The sequence below is a fragment of the Bacillus sp. FSL P4-0334 genome (genome assembly GCF_038004825.1).
Lineage (GTDB): Bacteria > Bacillota > Bacilli > Bacillales > Bacillaceae > Bacillus > Bacillus velezensis.
On sequence record NZ_JBBORX010000001.1, the window covers coordinates 2,000,140 to 2,014,724 of the forward strand.

Genomic DNA, 14,585 nt, shown 5'->3' on the forward strand with positions numbered 1-14,585 from the left:
GTATGAGGAAAATTCATGCTGAAAACAAAGGAATATACAGAAAAGAATTGATATAATATGGATAATTCTGATTGGCCGGAGTGAGGGAAATTGACGAAAACGACGGTAGAAACGTTAAAAGCGATTGCGGAAACCTTAAACCAAAGCCACGATCTAAAGGAAGCGCTTGATAAAGTGCTTCGCGAACTGCTCAGCCTGACCGGGCTGCAGACAGGGTGGATTTTTCTGATTGAGCCGGACGGATCTTATACGCTCGCCGCATCCGCTTATTTACCGCCGGCTCTCGGTCAGCGGGAAAATGCACTCATGTGCAGCGGGGAATGCTATTGTCTGACCAAATTCAGCAATGGCGGATTGACAAAGGCCGTAAACATAATGAATTGTAAACGGATTGAATTCGCGGAACAGACGACGAACTGCCGCGATACAGAGGGCATTACCCATCATGCGACCGTACCGCTTGAGGACGGCGGCCGGAAGTTCGGTTTATTAAACGTCGCCGCAAGCGAAAAGACATTTTTCAACGAAGAAGAACTGCATCTTCTTGAAGCGGTTGCATTTCAAATCGGAACGGCGATTCAGCGGATGAAATTGGCCGAATTTGAGCAGCAGAACGCCCTGTTGATGGAACGAAGCAGACTTGCGCAAGAGCTGCATGATTCCGTCAATCAAATGCTGTTTTCTGTCAGCTTAACGGCAAAAGCCGCAAAGAGCTTTACAGATGATGATCGGCTCCGGCAGATGATTACGTTTATTCAAGAGCTGTCTCATGATGCGCTAACAGAAATGAGGGCGCTTATTTGGCAGCTGAAGCCGGAAAGTTTGACGAAAGGGCTGTATGCGTCGATCAAAAGCTATGCCGCTCTTATCGGCCTGGAAGCCGTTTGTGAAATGGAGGATGAGCTGGAGCTTACAGATGAACAGGAACACGCGCTTTGGCGGATCGCCCAGGAAGCCTTGAATAACTGTAAAAAGCATGCGGGAACGGACCGGGTTATCATTTCCGCCGTTAAAAAGCCGGATTGCGCTGAGCTTCATATTAGCGACCGTGGAGCGGGCTTCAGCGCTGATGCGCATGCTGTGCTCCCATCGCTCGGCGTGGCCGGCATGAAAGCGCGGGCTGAAGCAATCGGCGGCCGCTTTACACTGCAATCCGAGCTTGGCGCCGGAACGATTGTCTCCGTTCGGCTTCCGTTTCGGGACAGGAGGTCTGATTGATGAAAATTGTGATTGCTGATGATCATCACGTTGTCCGCAAAGGACTGCGCTATTTCTTCGCCACTCAGGAAGACATTGAAGTTGTCGGTGAGGCGTCCACCGGTGCTGAAGCGCTTCAGCAAGCTGAAAAGACGGAGCCGGACATCATTCTGATGGATTTATCAATGCCTGATATGGACGGCATAGAAGCGGCAAAAATTGCGGCGGAACGATTTCCGGACATCAGTATCGTCGTTTTGACGAGCTATTCTGATCAGGAGCATGTCATTCCCGCCCTTAAAGCCGGCGCAAAAGCGTATCAGCTGAAAGACGCCCAGCCCGATGATTTAGTAAAAACGCTTCGGGAAGTGTATTCCGGACGTTACCGGCTGTCGGCGGATATTGTGCCTCACGTGCTGACCCATATGGTTCAGGATGATCAGGATAAGGAAAAATATGATCAGCTGACCCCCCGTGAAAAAGATGTTCTTCAAGAAATAGCCAAAGGGAAAAGCAATAAGGAAATTGCGGCGGCACTGTTTATTTCAGAAAAAACAGTGAAGACCCACGTGTCCAACCTGCTGTCAAAGCTGAATCTTTCCGATCGGACGCAGGCGGCATTGTATGCGGTAAAATATAATGTTTTTGGAAAGGCGGTAAAATGATGAGCATATTAGTGATCAGCGGAACACCGAGAAAAAACGGGCGGACTAGAATTGCCGCTTCTTATATAAGTGATCGGTTTCATACCGATTTTATTGATTTGAGCGAAAGTGAACTGCCGCTTTATAACGGTGAAGAAGAACAGAACGAGCTGCCTGCAGTGGAAGAGTTAAGGCGGCAGGTGAAAAAGTCGGCGGCCGTCGTCTTATTATCTCCCGAGTATCACAGCGGCATGAGCGGCGCTTTAAAAAACGCCATCGATTTTTTAAGCAGCGATCACTGGGCATACAAACCGGTGGCAATCATTGCTGCGGCGGGCGGAGGAAAAGGAGGCATGAACGCGCTGGCGAATATGCGGACGGTCATGCGGGGCGTCTATGCAAATGTCATCCCGAAACAGCTGGTCTTAGACCCGATTCACATCGACATGGAGCGCCTGACCGTATCTGAGGATATGGCTGTCAGCCTAAAAGAGATGATCGAAGAGCTGAATATGTTCACAAACATAAGAAATCCCGGCGTCTGACGCCGGGATTGTTTTATGTCAGCATGGCTAATTGATCTTCATAAGCGAGCTCTGTCGCATGATCAATATACCCGAGAAGGGAATACAGCTCTTTTTCAAGCACCGCATGATCATATTCGAAATGATACGCGTGCAGAAAGTGCTCAATACGCTTTGATAATAAATCATCTTTTGTACGAACCATCAATATTAACAAATTGTCCCATTGAGACCGGTGTGTGTAATACAAGGCTTTGTCATAATCGGCATGATCCATCTAACGCTTCTCCTTTCAATGAGAAGTTCTCCGTTAGTTTATGCCGTCGAAGACCGATGCAACGGGGGAAAAGTTGGTGTCCTTATCACAGCGGCATAGCAATATGAGGGAGACATAAAATAAAACCGCATATCCGTCTCTTCTTTGGACACGCTAAGATTGACAAAAAACGACTCAGGAGAACATAAAGATGAAATCCCTTCCATTTGCGCTTGCCCTCTTGTTTTGCGGCATTCTCATTGCCTCGATCGCTGAAAAAGGGCATACAGAACACCTTGATCCATCAGTTGAAAAATGGGAGCAGCTCGCATGGAACCAGCTTGAACGTGAATACAAGGGGGCCGAGCTTACCGATTATTCGTACATGGGCCGTACAAAAGTGAACCGGGAACAGACGAAAGATGTGTTTCGCGTAACGGTGCAAACAACAAAAGAAACGTTTTCATCCCGTGCTGAAGTGTATTTCCATCCCGTGACAAAACATGTGATCAGCATTAATATTTTCAGACTGTAAAAAAAGCTGCACAGCCTAATTGAGGCCGTACAGCTTGTCAGATATCAGAAGAAACGTTTTGCGCCGAGGTAACGCTGTTTCCAATAGGAATTGTTCATGCTGGAAATAACGACACCCGAATCGTTGGCATTAATAAACTGGCCGTTCCCGAGATAAATACCGACGTGGGAAGGTCCGGCTTTATAAGTTGAGAAAAAGACAAAGTCACCGACCGCCGGCTGGCTGACTGATGTCATCGTATTCCAGTAGCCTGCGGCTGAAAGTCTGGATACAGAAGTGACCTTATTGAGAACGTAATAAATGAAACCGCTGCAGTCAAAGCCTCTCGGCGTCGTCCCGCCCCATACATACGGTACGCCCAGCTGAGCTTTTGCGGCATCGATCATTACATTAATCTTCGCGCTTGTTGAACCTGTGCCGCCTGTGTTGCCGGACTGATTCGGTGTTGTGTTTGTCTGCTGCCCGGTAATCGTCAGCTTTTGTCCGATTTGAAGAACATCTGTTTTCAGCTTGTTTTTCTCGCGGATCTGCTGGGCGGTCACATTGAACTTTTGGGCAATCACCCATAAAGAATCCCCGCTTTTCACGGTATATGTAGTGGTTTTCCCTGTATCTCCGGACTGGTTCGGAGTTGACGGTGAAGACGAAGAGCCGGAAGATGACGTTTTGGTCAGCTTAAGCACTTGTCCGACCCGAAGCATGTCTGACGTCAGTTTGTTGATGCTTCTGATTTGCTGAACCGTCATGTTGTATGCGTTTGCGATTTTCCAGAGTGAGTCTCCGCTTTTTACTGTATAGGAGGACGTTTGCGTCTGGTTTTTATTTTGGTTTGAATTGTCTTTTGACGGCGTGTTTCCCGAAGAAGACGTTCCTTTTGTTTTCAGGACTTGGTTTACGTAGATCGTATCCGTTTTTAAGTTGTTTAATACTTTGAGTTCCGCAATGGTCATATTGACGCTGTTTGCGATCTTCCATAGTGAATCGCCGAGTTTGACTTTATACGTCCCGGAAGATGATGACTGCTTTTTGCTGCTGTTTGAGCTGCTGCCAGGAGCGGTTTTTTTCTGATCGGTGCTTGAGGAAACTTTCCCCGTCACTTGCAGCTTCTGTCCGGCGCGGATTAAGTCGCTTGTCAGACCGTTCAACTTTTTCAGTTCCTGTACGGACATTTTAAAATCAGATGCGATCAGCCACAGCGAGTCGCCGCTTTTCACTGTATAAACGCTTTTAGTCGTGCCGCTGTTCTTTGAAGATGGCTTTTTGCTGCCGGAATCTGATTTGCCGTTAGGAATGTTGAGCGTCTGCCCGATAGAAATAACGGTGGATTTTAGATGATTCGCTGATGTAATGGCATCCACGCTTGTATTGTAGTTTTGGGCAAGCTTCCATAATGAATCTCCGCTTTTAACCTTAATCGTTTGTGCTTCTGCCGGTGTTACAGCTAACGCAGACCCGACGATCGCAGATGCAGTCAAACCGACCGCTACCTTTTTTTTCATAATGAATCTCCCTTTTCCTGCGATGATTTTACTATCCCCATTCGTTGCAGCCGCAAGGTGAGGATATCAGTAATGATAATCTTTATATCGGCACTTGTCTGCAATCGTTTATCATATTAATAGAAATAGTCCTTTTTTCTTATGTCGGCATAAAAAAAGAAGGAATGCGGGCATTCCTTCAGCTTCTGAGCAGTCTCATAATCTCCTCTTTGTTTTTGACCAGATCCCTTAACGTATATTTGTCTAAAACGGCCAGGTAAGCTTGCAGGGCTTCATTCAGAAGGTTCTTTAAGTTGCAGGCGGGAGATATGATACAGAGATTTTTTTGGGAGTCAAAGCATTCTACGATGTTAAAGTCGTCTTCTGTATTTCGAACGACTTCTCCAATGTTTATGTCTTCCGGTGTCATTCCTAATCGGATTCCGCCTCCCCGGCCCCGGATCGTTTCGACATACCCGAGCTGGCCGAGGCGGTAAATGACTTTCATGAGGTGGTTTTTAGAGATGGAATAAGTATCTGCGATTTCTTTTATGTTGGAAAGTTCGTCGGAATGTCTGGAAGCCAAAAAAATCAAAACGCGTAAAGAATAATCGGTATAGTTCGTTAATTTCATAGAATGACCTCGAAAAAAGAGATTTTGCTTCTGTTACAGTCTATCATATATGAATCTAAAATGAAAAAAAAGGAATTTGCCCCCTTAACTCAAAAAAAAACGTGCGCTCCTTCTGAGCGCACGTTTTTTTCGTTAAGACATCGGCGGCTTCCGATCGTCAGCCGATTGATGTTTTTCAATTTTGCGATCCAATTTTGCGAGATAACGGGAGGCGAATTCTTTTCCGCCAAGACCGAATGAAAGTCCGAAGGCAAGCGCGAAACCGCCCAGAATCAGAATAAACGCGGCATTTACGATCGTGTCGGCGACACCGAGCTGATCCAGCGCCATAAAGATTGAAAGAGTGATAATGGTATATTTCGCAAGCGGCGCCAGGAATCTGAATTCCTTTCCGCTCAGCATGCCGGCAAGCAGCCTGCTGACGAGCTGTCCGGCCAAAAGCCCGATTCCGAGAATAAATACAGCGGCCAGAACATTAGGCAGGTAAGCGATAATACCTGTTGCGATAACAACGAGAAATTCGAGATGGACAAGCTGCAGCGCCTCTGCCGTAAAGAGCAGGACGATGATGATCTGAACAATCATGCCGACCGTCTGAGAAAGCGTCAGCTTCGGGGTACCCGTCTGTTCAAAGCCCATTTTACCGAGAAGAGAGTCGAAACCGGCCCGGTGCAAGAGCCCGGATACAATGCTGTTGACCCATTTTCCGATCCAGATGCCGGCGATGATCAGCACGATACCGATGATGATATTAGGGAGCATTGTGAAGACCGTGTGCAGCATGGCTGACGCCGGTTCAGAAATACCCGCCACATCAAGCCGGTCAAGCGCAGAAATGATCACCGGAATGAAAATCAGCACGTAGACAATCGTTCCGATGATTGCCGACAGGCTTGTATCCTTCAGATAAATAGAAAGCCCCATACGTGCGGCGAGCCTTTCCGTGCCGATACTCGCCAGAAAGTTTGTGACGATATCACGGACGAGACGGGCAACAAGCCAGCCAATTAAAACAATCAGCGCCGCGGCGAATAATTTCGGTATAAAGGACAAAACGCTTTGGATCATATTTGTAAACGGCCCTGATACTCCGCTGATCTGGAGAGCGGCCAAGACGCCGGGCAGGAACAAGAGCAAGACGAAGTAAAAAACGATTCGTGAAGCGGCCGTAACGGATCTGCTCATCTCCGCTTCTTCAGACACCATTGTCCATTTTCTGAGCCGGCCGTTTTCAGCGAGTTTCATGCCCGCTTTTTTGACGAGATAGCTGAAAAGCGAAGCGGCCGCCCAGCCCAACAGCAGAATCAGGCCGGCTTTTAAAATGCTCGGCACAGCCGCCGTTATCGCTGACAGCATGCTGACAAAAGGCGAAGCCACGGTTGTCAGATGCAGAATGTTAAAGAATAGAATAAAAACGATGATTAATGCGATAAAATAAATGACTTTACTGATGACTTTTTCTGAGGAATAGCGCGCCGGCTTTTTTTCGGCGAACAGCCTGTCGTCGATTTTTGTTTTTTGCAGGCCTTTGTATACGGCTTTTTCAATGATTTTGGCAATGCCCCAGCCGATAAGCAGGACGAGCAGTGCGATGATCAGATTCGGGAGTTTGCTGAGATACGTCGTAAGCATGTCTGCTGTATTCAAGTAGAATCGCTCCTTTTCTTTTTGGGGTATGGTGTGTGTTTTACCCATTTACATATAAAGCAAACGGGGCGGATGTGCCGAAAGTTTTCAGCCGGAAACCGGTCTGTTATTTCATCTTTTGAGAGGAGGGGTCATACATTATAAATAAGTCCAAGTAGGGGGGATTCGGTTGAACGCGGAGGAGACAAAAGGTTTACAGCGGGCAATTGAGGAAATAACCGACATTGCGAAGGGTTTCGGCCTTGATTTCTACCCGATGAGATATGAAATTTGCCCGGCTGAAATTATTTATACATTCGGCGCGTACGGCATGCCGACGAGATTCAGCCACTGGAGTTTCGGCAAACAATTTCACAAGATGAAACTCCATTATGATCTCGGTTTGAGCAAAATTTATGAACTTGTCATTAATTCCAACCCTTGCTACGCTTTTTTGCTGGACAGCAATTCGCTGATCCAAAATAAATTAATTGTAGCCCATGTTCTTGCCCATTGTGATTTTTTCAAACATAACTGCCGCTTTCAAAATACGAACCGGGACATGGTTGAGAGTATGGCGGCTGCGGCGGAGCGGATTAAGCATTATGAAAGAATTCACGGGATAAAAGAGGTGGAGTCCTTTTTAGATGCCATTCTGGCGATTCAGGAGCATATCGATCCGTCGCTCGTCAGGCCGAAGCTGCTGTGGAGCGTCGATGACGAAGAGGAGGACGAAGAAGAAACCGCGCCATCGCCTTACGATGATTTATGGGGAATGGATAAGCCGAAGCAGGTGAAAAAGAAAAAAGGGAAAAAACCGTTTCCGCCCCGGCCGGAAAAAGATATTCTGCTGTTTATCGAGGAACATTCGCGGGAGCTTGAACCGTGGCAGCGTGACATTTTAACCATGATGAGAGAAGAAATGCTGTATTTCTGGCCTCAGCTGGAAACGAAAATCATGAACGAAGGCTGGGCATCCTATTGGCATCAGCGGATTATCCGCGAGCTTGACCTGACTTCAGATGAAGCCATCGAATTTGCGAAGCTGAACGCAGGCGTCGTTCAGCCGTCAAAAACGGGAATCAACCCGTATTATTTAGGGCTGAAAATTTTTGAAGACATCGAAGAGCGTTATGACAACCCGACAGATGAAATGAAAAAAACAGGAGTAAAGCCCGGTTCCGGACGCGAGAAAATGTTTGAGGTCAGGGAAATTGAATCGGATATATCATTTATCCGCAATTATTTGACGAAAGATCTCGTGATGCGTGAGGATTTGTATTTATTCCAAAAGCAGGGCAGGGACTATAAAGTGATCGACAAAGAATGGAAGGCCGTGCGCGACCAGCTCGTGAACATGCGGGTCAACGGGGGATTTCCTTATCTGACCGTCAATGACGGGGATTACCTGAAGAATAATGAGCTTTATATTAAACATTGGTATGAGGGAATTGAGCTTGATCTGAAATATTTGGAGAAAGTGCTGCCGTATCTGTACCAGCTGTGGGGCAGGAGCGTGCACATCGAATCTGTTCTTGAAGACAGAGAAGTGATGTTTTCGTATGACGGCAAAGGAGTGCACCGGAGATATCTGTAAAAGAAGAAAGGATGCGGGGAAACCCCCGCATCCTTTTTTTATTTTCCGTGTTTCAGGATGTGAAAGATCTTTTTGGCCTGGTCCGTGTTGTTTAAAAGCCCCGTAAATGACTCTCTTCCCGGACCGTATGCGTAAACGGGAACTTCTTCGCCTGTATGATCGCCGGTTGTCCAGCCGCTGTTGGTTTTCGCATTAAAGAGCTTAATGATCGCTTTGTAGATACTCTTGTCAGCATCCTGTTTTGCGGCCGTTTCGATCTGTTTGATTTCAGCTTTTGACCATTTCAGGTCTGTATAGCGCGCAAGCACGGAAGATACGGATTTCCCCGCTTTGATTTGGTCAGCCATAAATGCCGGGGTTTTTTTTGCGGCAAGAATCGGTTCAACATGCCAGTTTTTATCGTCATTCGCGCCGATCGTCAATCCGCCGGTGGTATGGTCAGCCGTGGCAACGACAAGCGTATGTTTGTCCTTTTTGGCAAATGCGATCGCTGCTTTATACGCTTTTTCAAAATCCTTCATTTCGCTCATTGCGCCGACTATATCATTGTCATGTCCCGCCCAGTCAATTTGGCTGCCTTCGACCATTAAGAAAAACCCTTTTTTATTCTTGTTCAGCCTGTCGATCGCTGCCGTTGTCATGTCTTCTAATGAAGGGACGGCGTTTGAGCGGTCGATTGCTTTGTCGAGTCCGCCATCGGCAAACAGGCCGAGAATCTTCTTGTTACGATCCTTTTTGAGCTCCTGTTTTGATGTCACGTAGCTGTATCCCGCTTTTTTGAAATCCTTTGTTACATTGCGGTCTTTACGGATAAAGTTTGACTTGCCGCCTCCGAGGAGCACATCGACTTTCTGTTTTCCGTTGATGCGGTCATCAAAGTAGCTGCTTGCGATGTCATCCATGTTCTTTCGGGATTTGTTATGGGCTCCGAATGCCGCAGGGGTGGCGTGGGCAATCTCCGAAGTTGCGACAAGTCCGGTGGATTTCCCTCTTTGTTTCGCTTCTTCGAGGACGGATTTTACCCGCTTTCCTTTTTTATCGACTCCGATCGCCGCGTTATACGTTTTCACACCCGTGGCCATTGCCGTGCCTGCCGCCGCGGAATCGGTAATATTGGAATCAGGATCGTCAGGGTAAGTCATCATCATACCGGTGAGATTGGGGTCGAATGCCGTCAGTTTCATACCATCCGAAGGCTTTCCTTTGTTAATGACCGAACGGTAGGCGTTCATATAGGGAGCGCCCATTCCGTCGCCGACCATGAAGATGACGTTTCTGATTTCGTTTTTGTCAGGCTGTTTTTTTGCCGCTGCCTGTTCGGAGTGCTGAAGCCCCGCGCCCGCAATCAGACCGGCTGTCAGCACGGATACGGCTGCCGCCGGCAGAAGTTTTGATCGAACCTGTTTAAATAGACTCATTCTCACTCGTCCTCCTTTAATCGTGTCTGCATGTCTAATGGTAGGGGGTGTTTGTAAAGAGCGCCTGTTCCTCCTGTAAATTTCAGGTGAAACATTGTTAGAAATGTAAATTCCGGTGTAAAGTTATGTTTTCAAGAAAGAGTGAAAACCATTCACTTTTTTGAAAAAGTCGAGGATTTTTTTAACAAGGGGTTATTTGGAAAATAAACTGCTTTGTTTTTCCAAAATACGAGGATCACAGGAAAAAAACATGACAAATAGACTCGTTTTTCGTCACGTTTGAAATCAAATTGAAATATTTAATACCCTTAAAAACTTTTTTCTAAAACGAATTAGTAAGAAATTTGTCACGGGAAGTCAAGTCTATTTCTAGTGGAAATTGAACCTTATAATAGGAAACAGATAAAAACTTTAAAAAAGAGACACATAAAATAGATAGAATCATTCAGGGAGGAAAATATGAAAAAGCAACTTGTTACAGCAACAACGGCAGTGGTTTTGGGGACGACTTTGTTTGCGGGCGCGGCATCTGCGCAAACGATTAAGGTAAAAAAAGGCGATACATTATGGGGACTTTCAAATCGGTATGGAACGTCAATTAATTCCATTAAATCTGAGAACAAATTAAAATCGGATATCATTTACATCGGTCAGACGCTTTCGATTAACGGTAAATCATCCTCAGGTTCAAGCTCAAGCAGCAAGTCATCATCGTCTACATATAAAGTCGTAAAAGGCGACAGCCTTTGGAAAATTGCGAATAAATATAAAATGACGGTAAACCAATTAAAAAGTTTAAACGGTTTAAAAACGGACCTGATCCGCATCGGACAAGTTCTTAAAGTAAAGGGATCAACTTCCGGTTCAACGTCTTCAGGATCTTCGTCATCAAAGCAGCCTTCATCCAGCCATAATGCTGCACAGACGAGCCTGAATGTAAACAAGCTGATTTCTGATGCGCAATCTTTAATCGGCACGCCGTATGTATGGGGCGGAACAACGACTTCCGGCTTTGACTGCAGCGGATTTATCTGGTACCTGTTAAACAAACAGACGAGTGTCGGCAGAACGAGCACTGCGGGATACTGGAGCTCAATGAAGAGCGTGTCCAGCCCGTCAAGAGGAGACTTCGTCTTCTTTACAACATATCAGGCCGGCCCTTCACACATGGGTGTGTACATCGGAAACAACAAGTTCATCCATGCCGGTTCTGACGGCGTCACAACAAGTGATCTGAATAACAGCTACTGGAAACCTCGCTATCTTGGCGCGAAAAGATTCTAGCAGCGATAGAAACCCGTTCATCAGAACGGGTTTTTTATTTAGACGGGACAGAGCTCCATTTGTTTCACCTAAAAATGAAAATGTGATAAAAAATCTAAAAAGGTTTTCTTTTTTTCATTTTCATAGAGGGCGATGGCGTACGCGCCCGCGCTCGGCATCTGGGCGAATTCGCACGGAATTTCAATCATGCTGCCTGCGGCGAGTTCGGCCCGTACCGCTGACAGCGGCAGAAATGAGACGCCCAGCCCCTCTTTAATAAATCGTTTCGTAATATGCGTCTGTGTCACCTTCATTGTCCTGACGAAAGGGAACTGTATTCTGACCTGGCGGAGCAAATCATCCCAATAGTCAGGATGGTTATGGGTCAAAAGCAGATATTGTCCGAACAGGTCTTTCACTTCATCGGCCTTCCCTGTTCCGGGTTTTCGGCCGGGCGGCGCGACGAGGACAACGGGGTCATTGTACAGGGAGCGGCAAGTGAGGGAAGATGATTGCACCTTTAAGCAGCTCAGTCCGATATCGGCTGAGCCGTTTCTGATTTGAGAGGCGATTTCTTCCGATTCGAAAATGGTAACCGTCATTTCGGTTTCTTTATTGTCCTCTGTATAACGCTTCATGACAGACGGGAGAACGGTGTCGGCGATAAGCGGCGAAACAGCGAGTGTCAGCGTGTGCGAGTAGCCCTGGCGCACCCTGTGCAGCTCCGCCATGCTGTTTTCATAGTCTTCCAAAAGCCTCATGGCAAACGGCACGTATGCTTTTCCTTCTTCGGTCAATTGTATTTTCCGGCCGCTTCGCTGAAACAGCTTGCAGCTGATTTCTTTCTCTAATAATTTTATATGAACGGTGACGGTCGGCTGAGATAAAAAAAGCGTTTCCGCCGTTTTTCTGAAATTCTCATATTTTGCCGCGGTGACGAAGGTGTGAAGCCATTTAAAATCCATAGATGCACTCCTCTGATTAAAAGTTTTAATTAATTCCCTTAAAAATATTCATTATTTTTTAAATATTATATTTACTATAATAACAGAAAGAGGATAAGGGGGAATGAAATTGATTTATCGTGGATTGAAAGGGATTACTTGTGCAGAAACGGCTATCAGCCACATTGACGGAGAAAAGGGGCATTTAATATATCGCGGCTATGATGCGAAGGATATTGCGCTGCAATTCAGTTTTGAAGAAGCGGCGTATCTCATTTTGAACGGGGCGCTTCCTGATGAGCGGCAATTGCTTGCGTTTCAGGAAGAACTTGCAGCCGAGCGCGGGCTTCCGAAACATTTGATCGACTTACTGGAAACGCTTCCGGATGAAATGGACGACATGGCGGTGCTGAGAACGGCTGTTTCAGGTTTGGGCACAGATTCATTTACATATCCGCCCAAGCCGGAAGAAGCGATTAAACTGATTGCCGTCACACCGACGATTATTGCGTACAGATACCGCCGTAAACAAGGGCAGGAAGCGTTGTCACCTGAGGCGCGATACGGACACGTTGAAAACTATTTGTATATGCTGACAGGCAGGCAGCCGTCCGCAGCCCAAAAGAAAGCGCTTGAAACGTATATGATTCTGGCGATGGAGCACGGGATGAATGCATCGACTTTTTCAGCGAGAGTCACCGTTTCGACTGAATCGGACTTAGTGTCTGCCGTCACTGCCGCACTGGGTACGATGAAAGGGCCGCTGCACGGAGGCGCGCCTTCAGGCGTCACGAAAATGCTTGAAGACATCGGGAAAAAAGAAAATGCAGAAGCGTATTTGGCAGCGAAGCTTATGAGGGGAGAACGCCTGATGGGCTTCGGGCACAGGGTGTACAAAACAAAAGACCCGCGGGCGGAAGCGCTGCGCATAAAGGCTGAAGAAGTGGCGGGAAATGATCCGTCGCTTGACTTGGCGCTTTATGTGGAGAAGGAAGCCATCCGCCTGTTAGAGCAATATAAGCCCGGACGGAAGCTGTATACGAATGTGGAGTTTTACGCAGCGGCTGTGATGCAGGCCATTGATGTCGACAATGATTTATTTACGCCGACCTTTTCAGCAAGCAGAATGGCAGGCTGGTGCGCACACGTGCTTGAACAGTCCGCTGACAACATGATTTACAGGCCGTCTGCGAAATACACCGGCGCTTTTCCCGAAACGGCTCAGCAGCTTTAATTACCGGCATATTTGTCCGTTTAACTCCCCGCACTGCGTGGTATCGTCTCAGTAATACCAATTGCAGGAGTGTGAGAATATGAATCCGATGGACAGACAGACGGAAGGACAAAAGCCGCAGGTGCAAAAGCGCCAGCCCGGCATTGAGTCAGACATGGAGCCGAAACCGCTCTTGGAGGACCCGGATGTAAAAGGGTCTGGCAGATTAAAAGGAAAAGTCGCCGTCATCACGGGCGGAGACAGCGGCATCGGCGCAGCGGCTGCGATCGCTTACGCGAAGGAAGGGGCGGATCTTGCCATCCTGTACCTAGACGAACATGCCGATGCCGAGAGAACGAAAAAGCGTGCGGAAGAATACCAGGCCGAATGCCTGTTAATTCCGGGAGACGTCGGTGATGAGGCACATTGTCAGAAGGCGGTCCGCCAAGTCTTAGATCACTACGGAAAAATAGATATTCTCGTTAATAATGCGGCTGAGCAGCATCCGCAAAACGGGATTCTTGATATTACAGCTGAACAGCTGGAGAAGACATTCCGTACAAACATGTTTTCTATGTTTCATATGACAAAAGCCGTGCTGCCCCACCTGCAAAGAGGGAGCGCCATCATTAATACAACGTCTATTACTGCTTATCAGGGAGACACATCATTGATCGACTATTCGTGCACGAAAGGCGGCATCGTTTCCTTTACGCGTTCAATGGCGATGTCATTGGCCGATCAGGGGATCAGAGTAAATGCGGTGGCCCCTGGCCCGATCTGGACCGCCCTGATCCCGGCAACGTTTACTGAAGAAAAGGTGGAAAAGCATGGTCTGGACACTCCGATGGGAAGACCGGGACAGCCTGCGGAACACGCCGGAGCTTACGTGCTTCTGGCTTCAGACGAATCTTCCTATATGACGGGGCAAACCATTCACGTAAATGGCGGCAGATTTATTTCAACATAATACGCAAGTCTTATCCCGCGCTTTTAAAAAGGGCGGGATTTTTATTTGAACGTACATATGAATACGATTTTCAAAAAATGGAAGTCTCCAGCTGAATCACTAATGCTAATATTTCACAGTGGAGAATCCGCTGAGTTCTGTTTTATGAAAACTAAAAATAATATATAGAATTTTCAAAAAAGTTATTTTCATTTTTATATTTTTCGCTATAATATGACATAGGAGAAAGGAATGATGTGCTGAAACATTTCATGCGAAAAATAAGAATTTAGTCATTATTGCTATT

The 14,585-nt window shown here is 46.8% G+C and carries 14 protein-coding genes; 8 read left to right on the plus strand and 6 right to left on the minus strand.

Features of this window, described 5'->3' with window-relative positions; all coding sequences use genetic code 11:
• The first annotated feature begins 90 nt into the window (after positions 1 to 90).
• The 3 genes from NSQ37_RS10265 to NSQ37_RS10275 are packed head-to-tail and all read left to right on the plus strand — an operon-like array spanning position 91 to position 2,386.
• A complete protein-coding gene (locus NSQ37_RS10265) occupies positions 91 to 1,218 on the plus strand; it encodes a GAF domain-containing sensor histidine kinase (protein WP_032871069.1) in 1,128 nt (375 codons plus the stop codon).
• Positions 1,218 to 1,862, plus strand: a complete 645-nt coding sequence (locus tag NSQ37_RS10270; protein ID WP_012117168.1) for a response regulator — start codon at positions 1,218 to 1,220, stop codon at positions 1,860 to 1,862. The genes NSQ37_RS10265 and NSQ37_RS10270 overlap by 1 nt, the downstream gene beginning before the upstream one ends.
• The gene (locus NSQ37_RS10275; RefSeq protein ID WP_167340582.1) at positions 1,862 to 2,386 is read left to right on the plus strand and encodes an NADPH-dependent FMN reductase; all 525 of its coding nucleotides are present in this window, start codon (positions 1,862 to 1,864) and stop codon (positions 2,384 to 2,386) included. Before NSQ37_RS10270 ends, NSQ37_RS10275 begins: the two co-directional genes overlap by 1 nt.
• 13 nt (positions 2,387 to 2,399) lie before the next feature.
• Here NSQ37_RS10275 and NSQ37_RS10280 read toward each other — a convergent pair whose 3' ends face one another.
• Positions 2,400 to 2,642 carry a YhdB family protein gene (locus NSQ37_RS10280; RefSeq protein ID WP_003155335.1) on the minus strand — a complete coding sequence of 81 codons (243 nt, stop codon included), beginning with the start codon at positions 2,640 to 2,642 and terminating at the stop codon, positions 2,400 to 2,402.
• 190 nt (positions 2,643 to 2,832) lie between these two features.
• Here NSQ37_RS10280 and NSQ37_RS10285 point away from each other — a divergent pair, with 190 nt between their 5' ends.
• Positions 2,833 to 3,156: a DUF3889 domain-containing protein gene (locus NSQ37_RS10285; RefSeq protein ID WP_007610300.1), complete on the plus strand. Its 324-nt coding sequence runs from the start codon at positions 2,833 to 2,835 to the stop codon at positions 3,154 to 3,156.
• A gap of 44 nt (positions 3,157 to 3,200) precedes the next feature.
• Here the strand turns inward: NSQ37_RS10285 and NSQ37_RS10290 are convergent, their stop codons facing one another.
• The 3 genes from NSQ37_RS10290 to NSQ37_RS10300 form a co-directional block, all read right to left on the minus strand.
• Positions 3,201 to 4,655: a C40 family peptidase gene (locus tag NSQ37_RS10290; protein WP_167340583.1), complete on the minus strand. Its 1,455-nt coding sequence runs from the start codon at positions 4,653 to 4,655 to the stop codon at positions 3,201 to 3,203.
• Positions 4,656 to 4,833: 178 nt separating this feature from the next.
• Positions 4,834 to 5,268 carry a nitric oxide-sensing transcriptional repressor NsrR gene (nsrR, locus tag NSQ37_RS10295; RefSeq protein WP_007409277.1) on the minus strand — a complete coding sequence of 145 codons (435 nt, stop codon included), beginning with the start codon at positions 5,266 to 5,268 and terminating at the stop codon, positions 4,834 to 4,836.
• A gap of 132 nt (positions 5,269 to 5,400) precedes the next feature.
• On the minus strand, positions 5,401 to 6,915 hold the full coding sequence (locus NSQ37_RS10300) for a mechanosensitive ion channel (protein WP_015239475.1): 1,515 nt from the start codon (positions 6,913 to 6,915) through the stop codon (positions 5,401 to 5,403).
• A 169-nt stretch (positions 6,916 to 7,084) separates the two neighbouring features.
• Between NSQ37_RS10300 and NSQ37_RS10305 the strand changes: the two genes are divergently transcribed.
• The gene (locus tag NSQ37_RS10305) at positions 7,085 to 8,491 is read left to right on the plus strand and encodes a SpoVR family protein (RefSeq protein ID WP_015239476.1); all 1,407 of its coding nucleotides are present in this window, start codon (positions 7,085 to 7,087) and stop codon (positions 8,489 to 8,491) included.
• Between the two features lie 38 nt (positions 8,492 to 8,529).
• Here NSQ37_RS10305 and NSQ37_RS10310 read toward each other — a convergent pair whose 3' ends face one another.
• Entirely contained in the window at positions 8,530 to 9,909 is a 1,380-nt protein-coding gene (locus tag NSQ37_RS10310) for an alkaline phosphatase (protein WP_043021357.1), read from the minus strand.
• Between the two features lie 459 nt (positions 9,910 to 10,368).
• Between NSQ37_RS10310 and NSQ37_RS10315 the strand changes: the two genes are divergently transcribed.
• Positions 10,369 to 11,193, plus strand: a complete 825-nt coding sequence (locus tag NSQ37_RS10315; RefSeq protein ID WP_007409272.1) for a C40 family peptidase — start codon at positions 10,369 to 10,371, stop codon at positions 11,191 to 11,193.
• Positions 11,194 to 11,261: 68 nt separating this feature from the next.
• On the opposite strand, the gene NSQ37_RS10320 is transcribed toward NSQ37_RS10315, so the two are convergent.
• Entirely contained in the window at positions 11,262 to 12,137 is an 876-nt protein-coding gene (locus NSQ37_RS10320) for a LysR family transcriptional regulator (RefSeq protein WP_043021356.1), read from the minus strand.
• 109 nt (positions 12,138 to 12,246) lie between these two features.
• Here NSQ37_RS10320 and NSQ37_RS10325 point away from each other — a divergent pair, with 109 nt between their 5' ends.
• Together NSQ37_RS10325 and NSQ37_RS10330 are read left to right on the plus strand one after the other, a co-directional pair.
• On the plus strand, positions 12,247 to 13,350 hold the full coding sequence (locus tag NSQ37_RS10325; RefSeq protein ID WP_042635013.1) for a citrate synthase/methylcitrate synthase: 1,104 nt from the start codon (positions 12,247 to 12,249) through the stop codon (positions 13,348 to 13,350).
• Positions 13,351 to 13,429: 79 nt separating this feature from the next.
• The gene (locus NSQ37_RS10330; RefSeq protein WP_007409269.1) at positions 13,430 to 14,299 is read left to right on the plus strand and encodes an SDR family oxidoreductase; all 870 of its coding nucleotides are present in this window, start codon (positions 13,430 to 13,432) and stop codon (positions 14,297 to 14,299) included.
• Positions 14,300 to 14,585 lie beyond the last annotated feature (286 nt).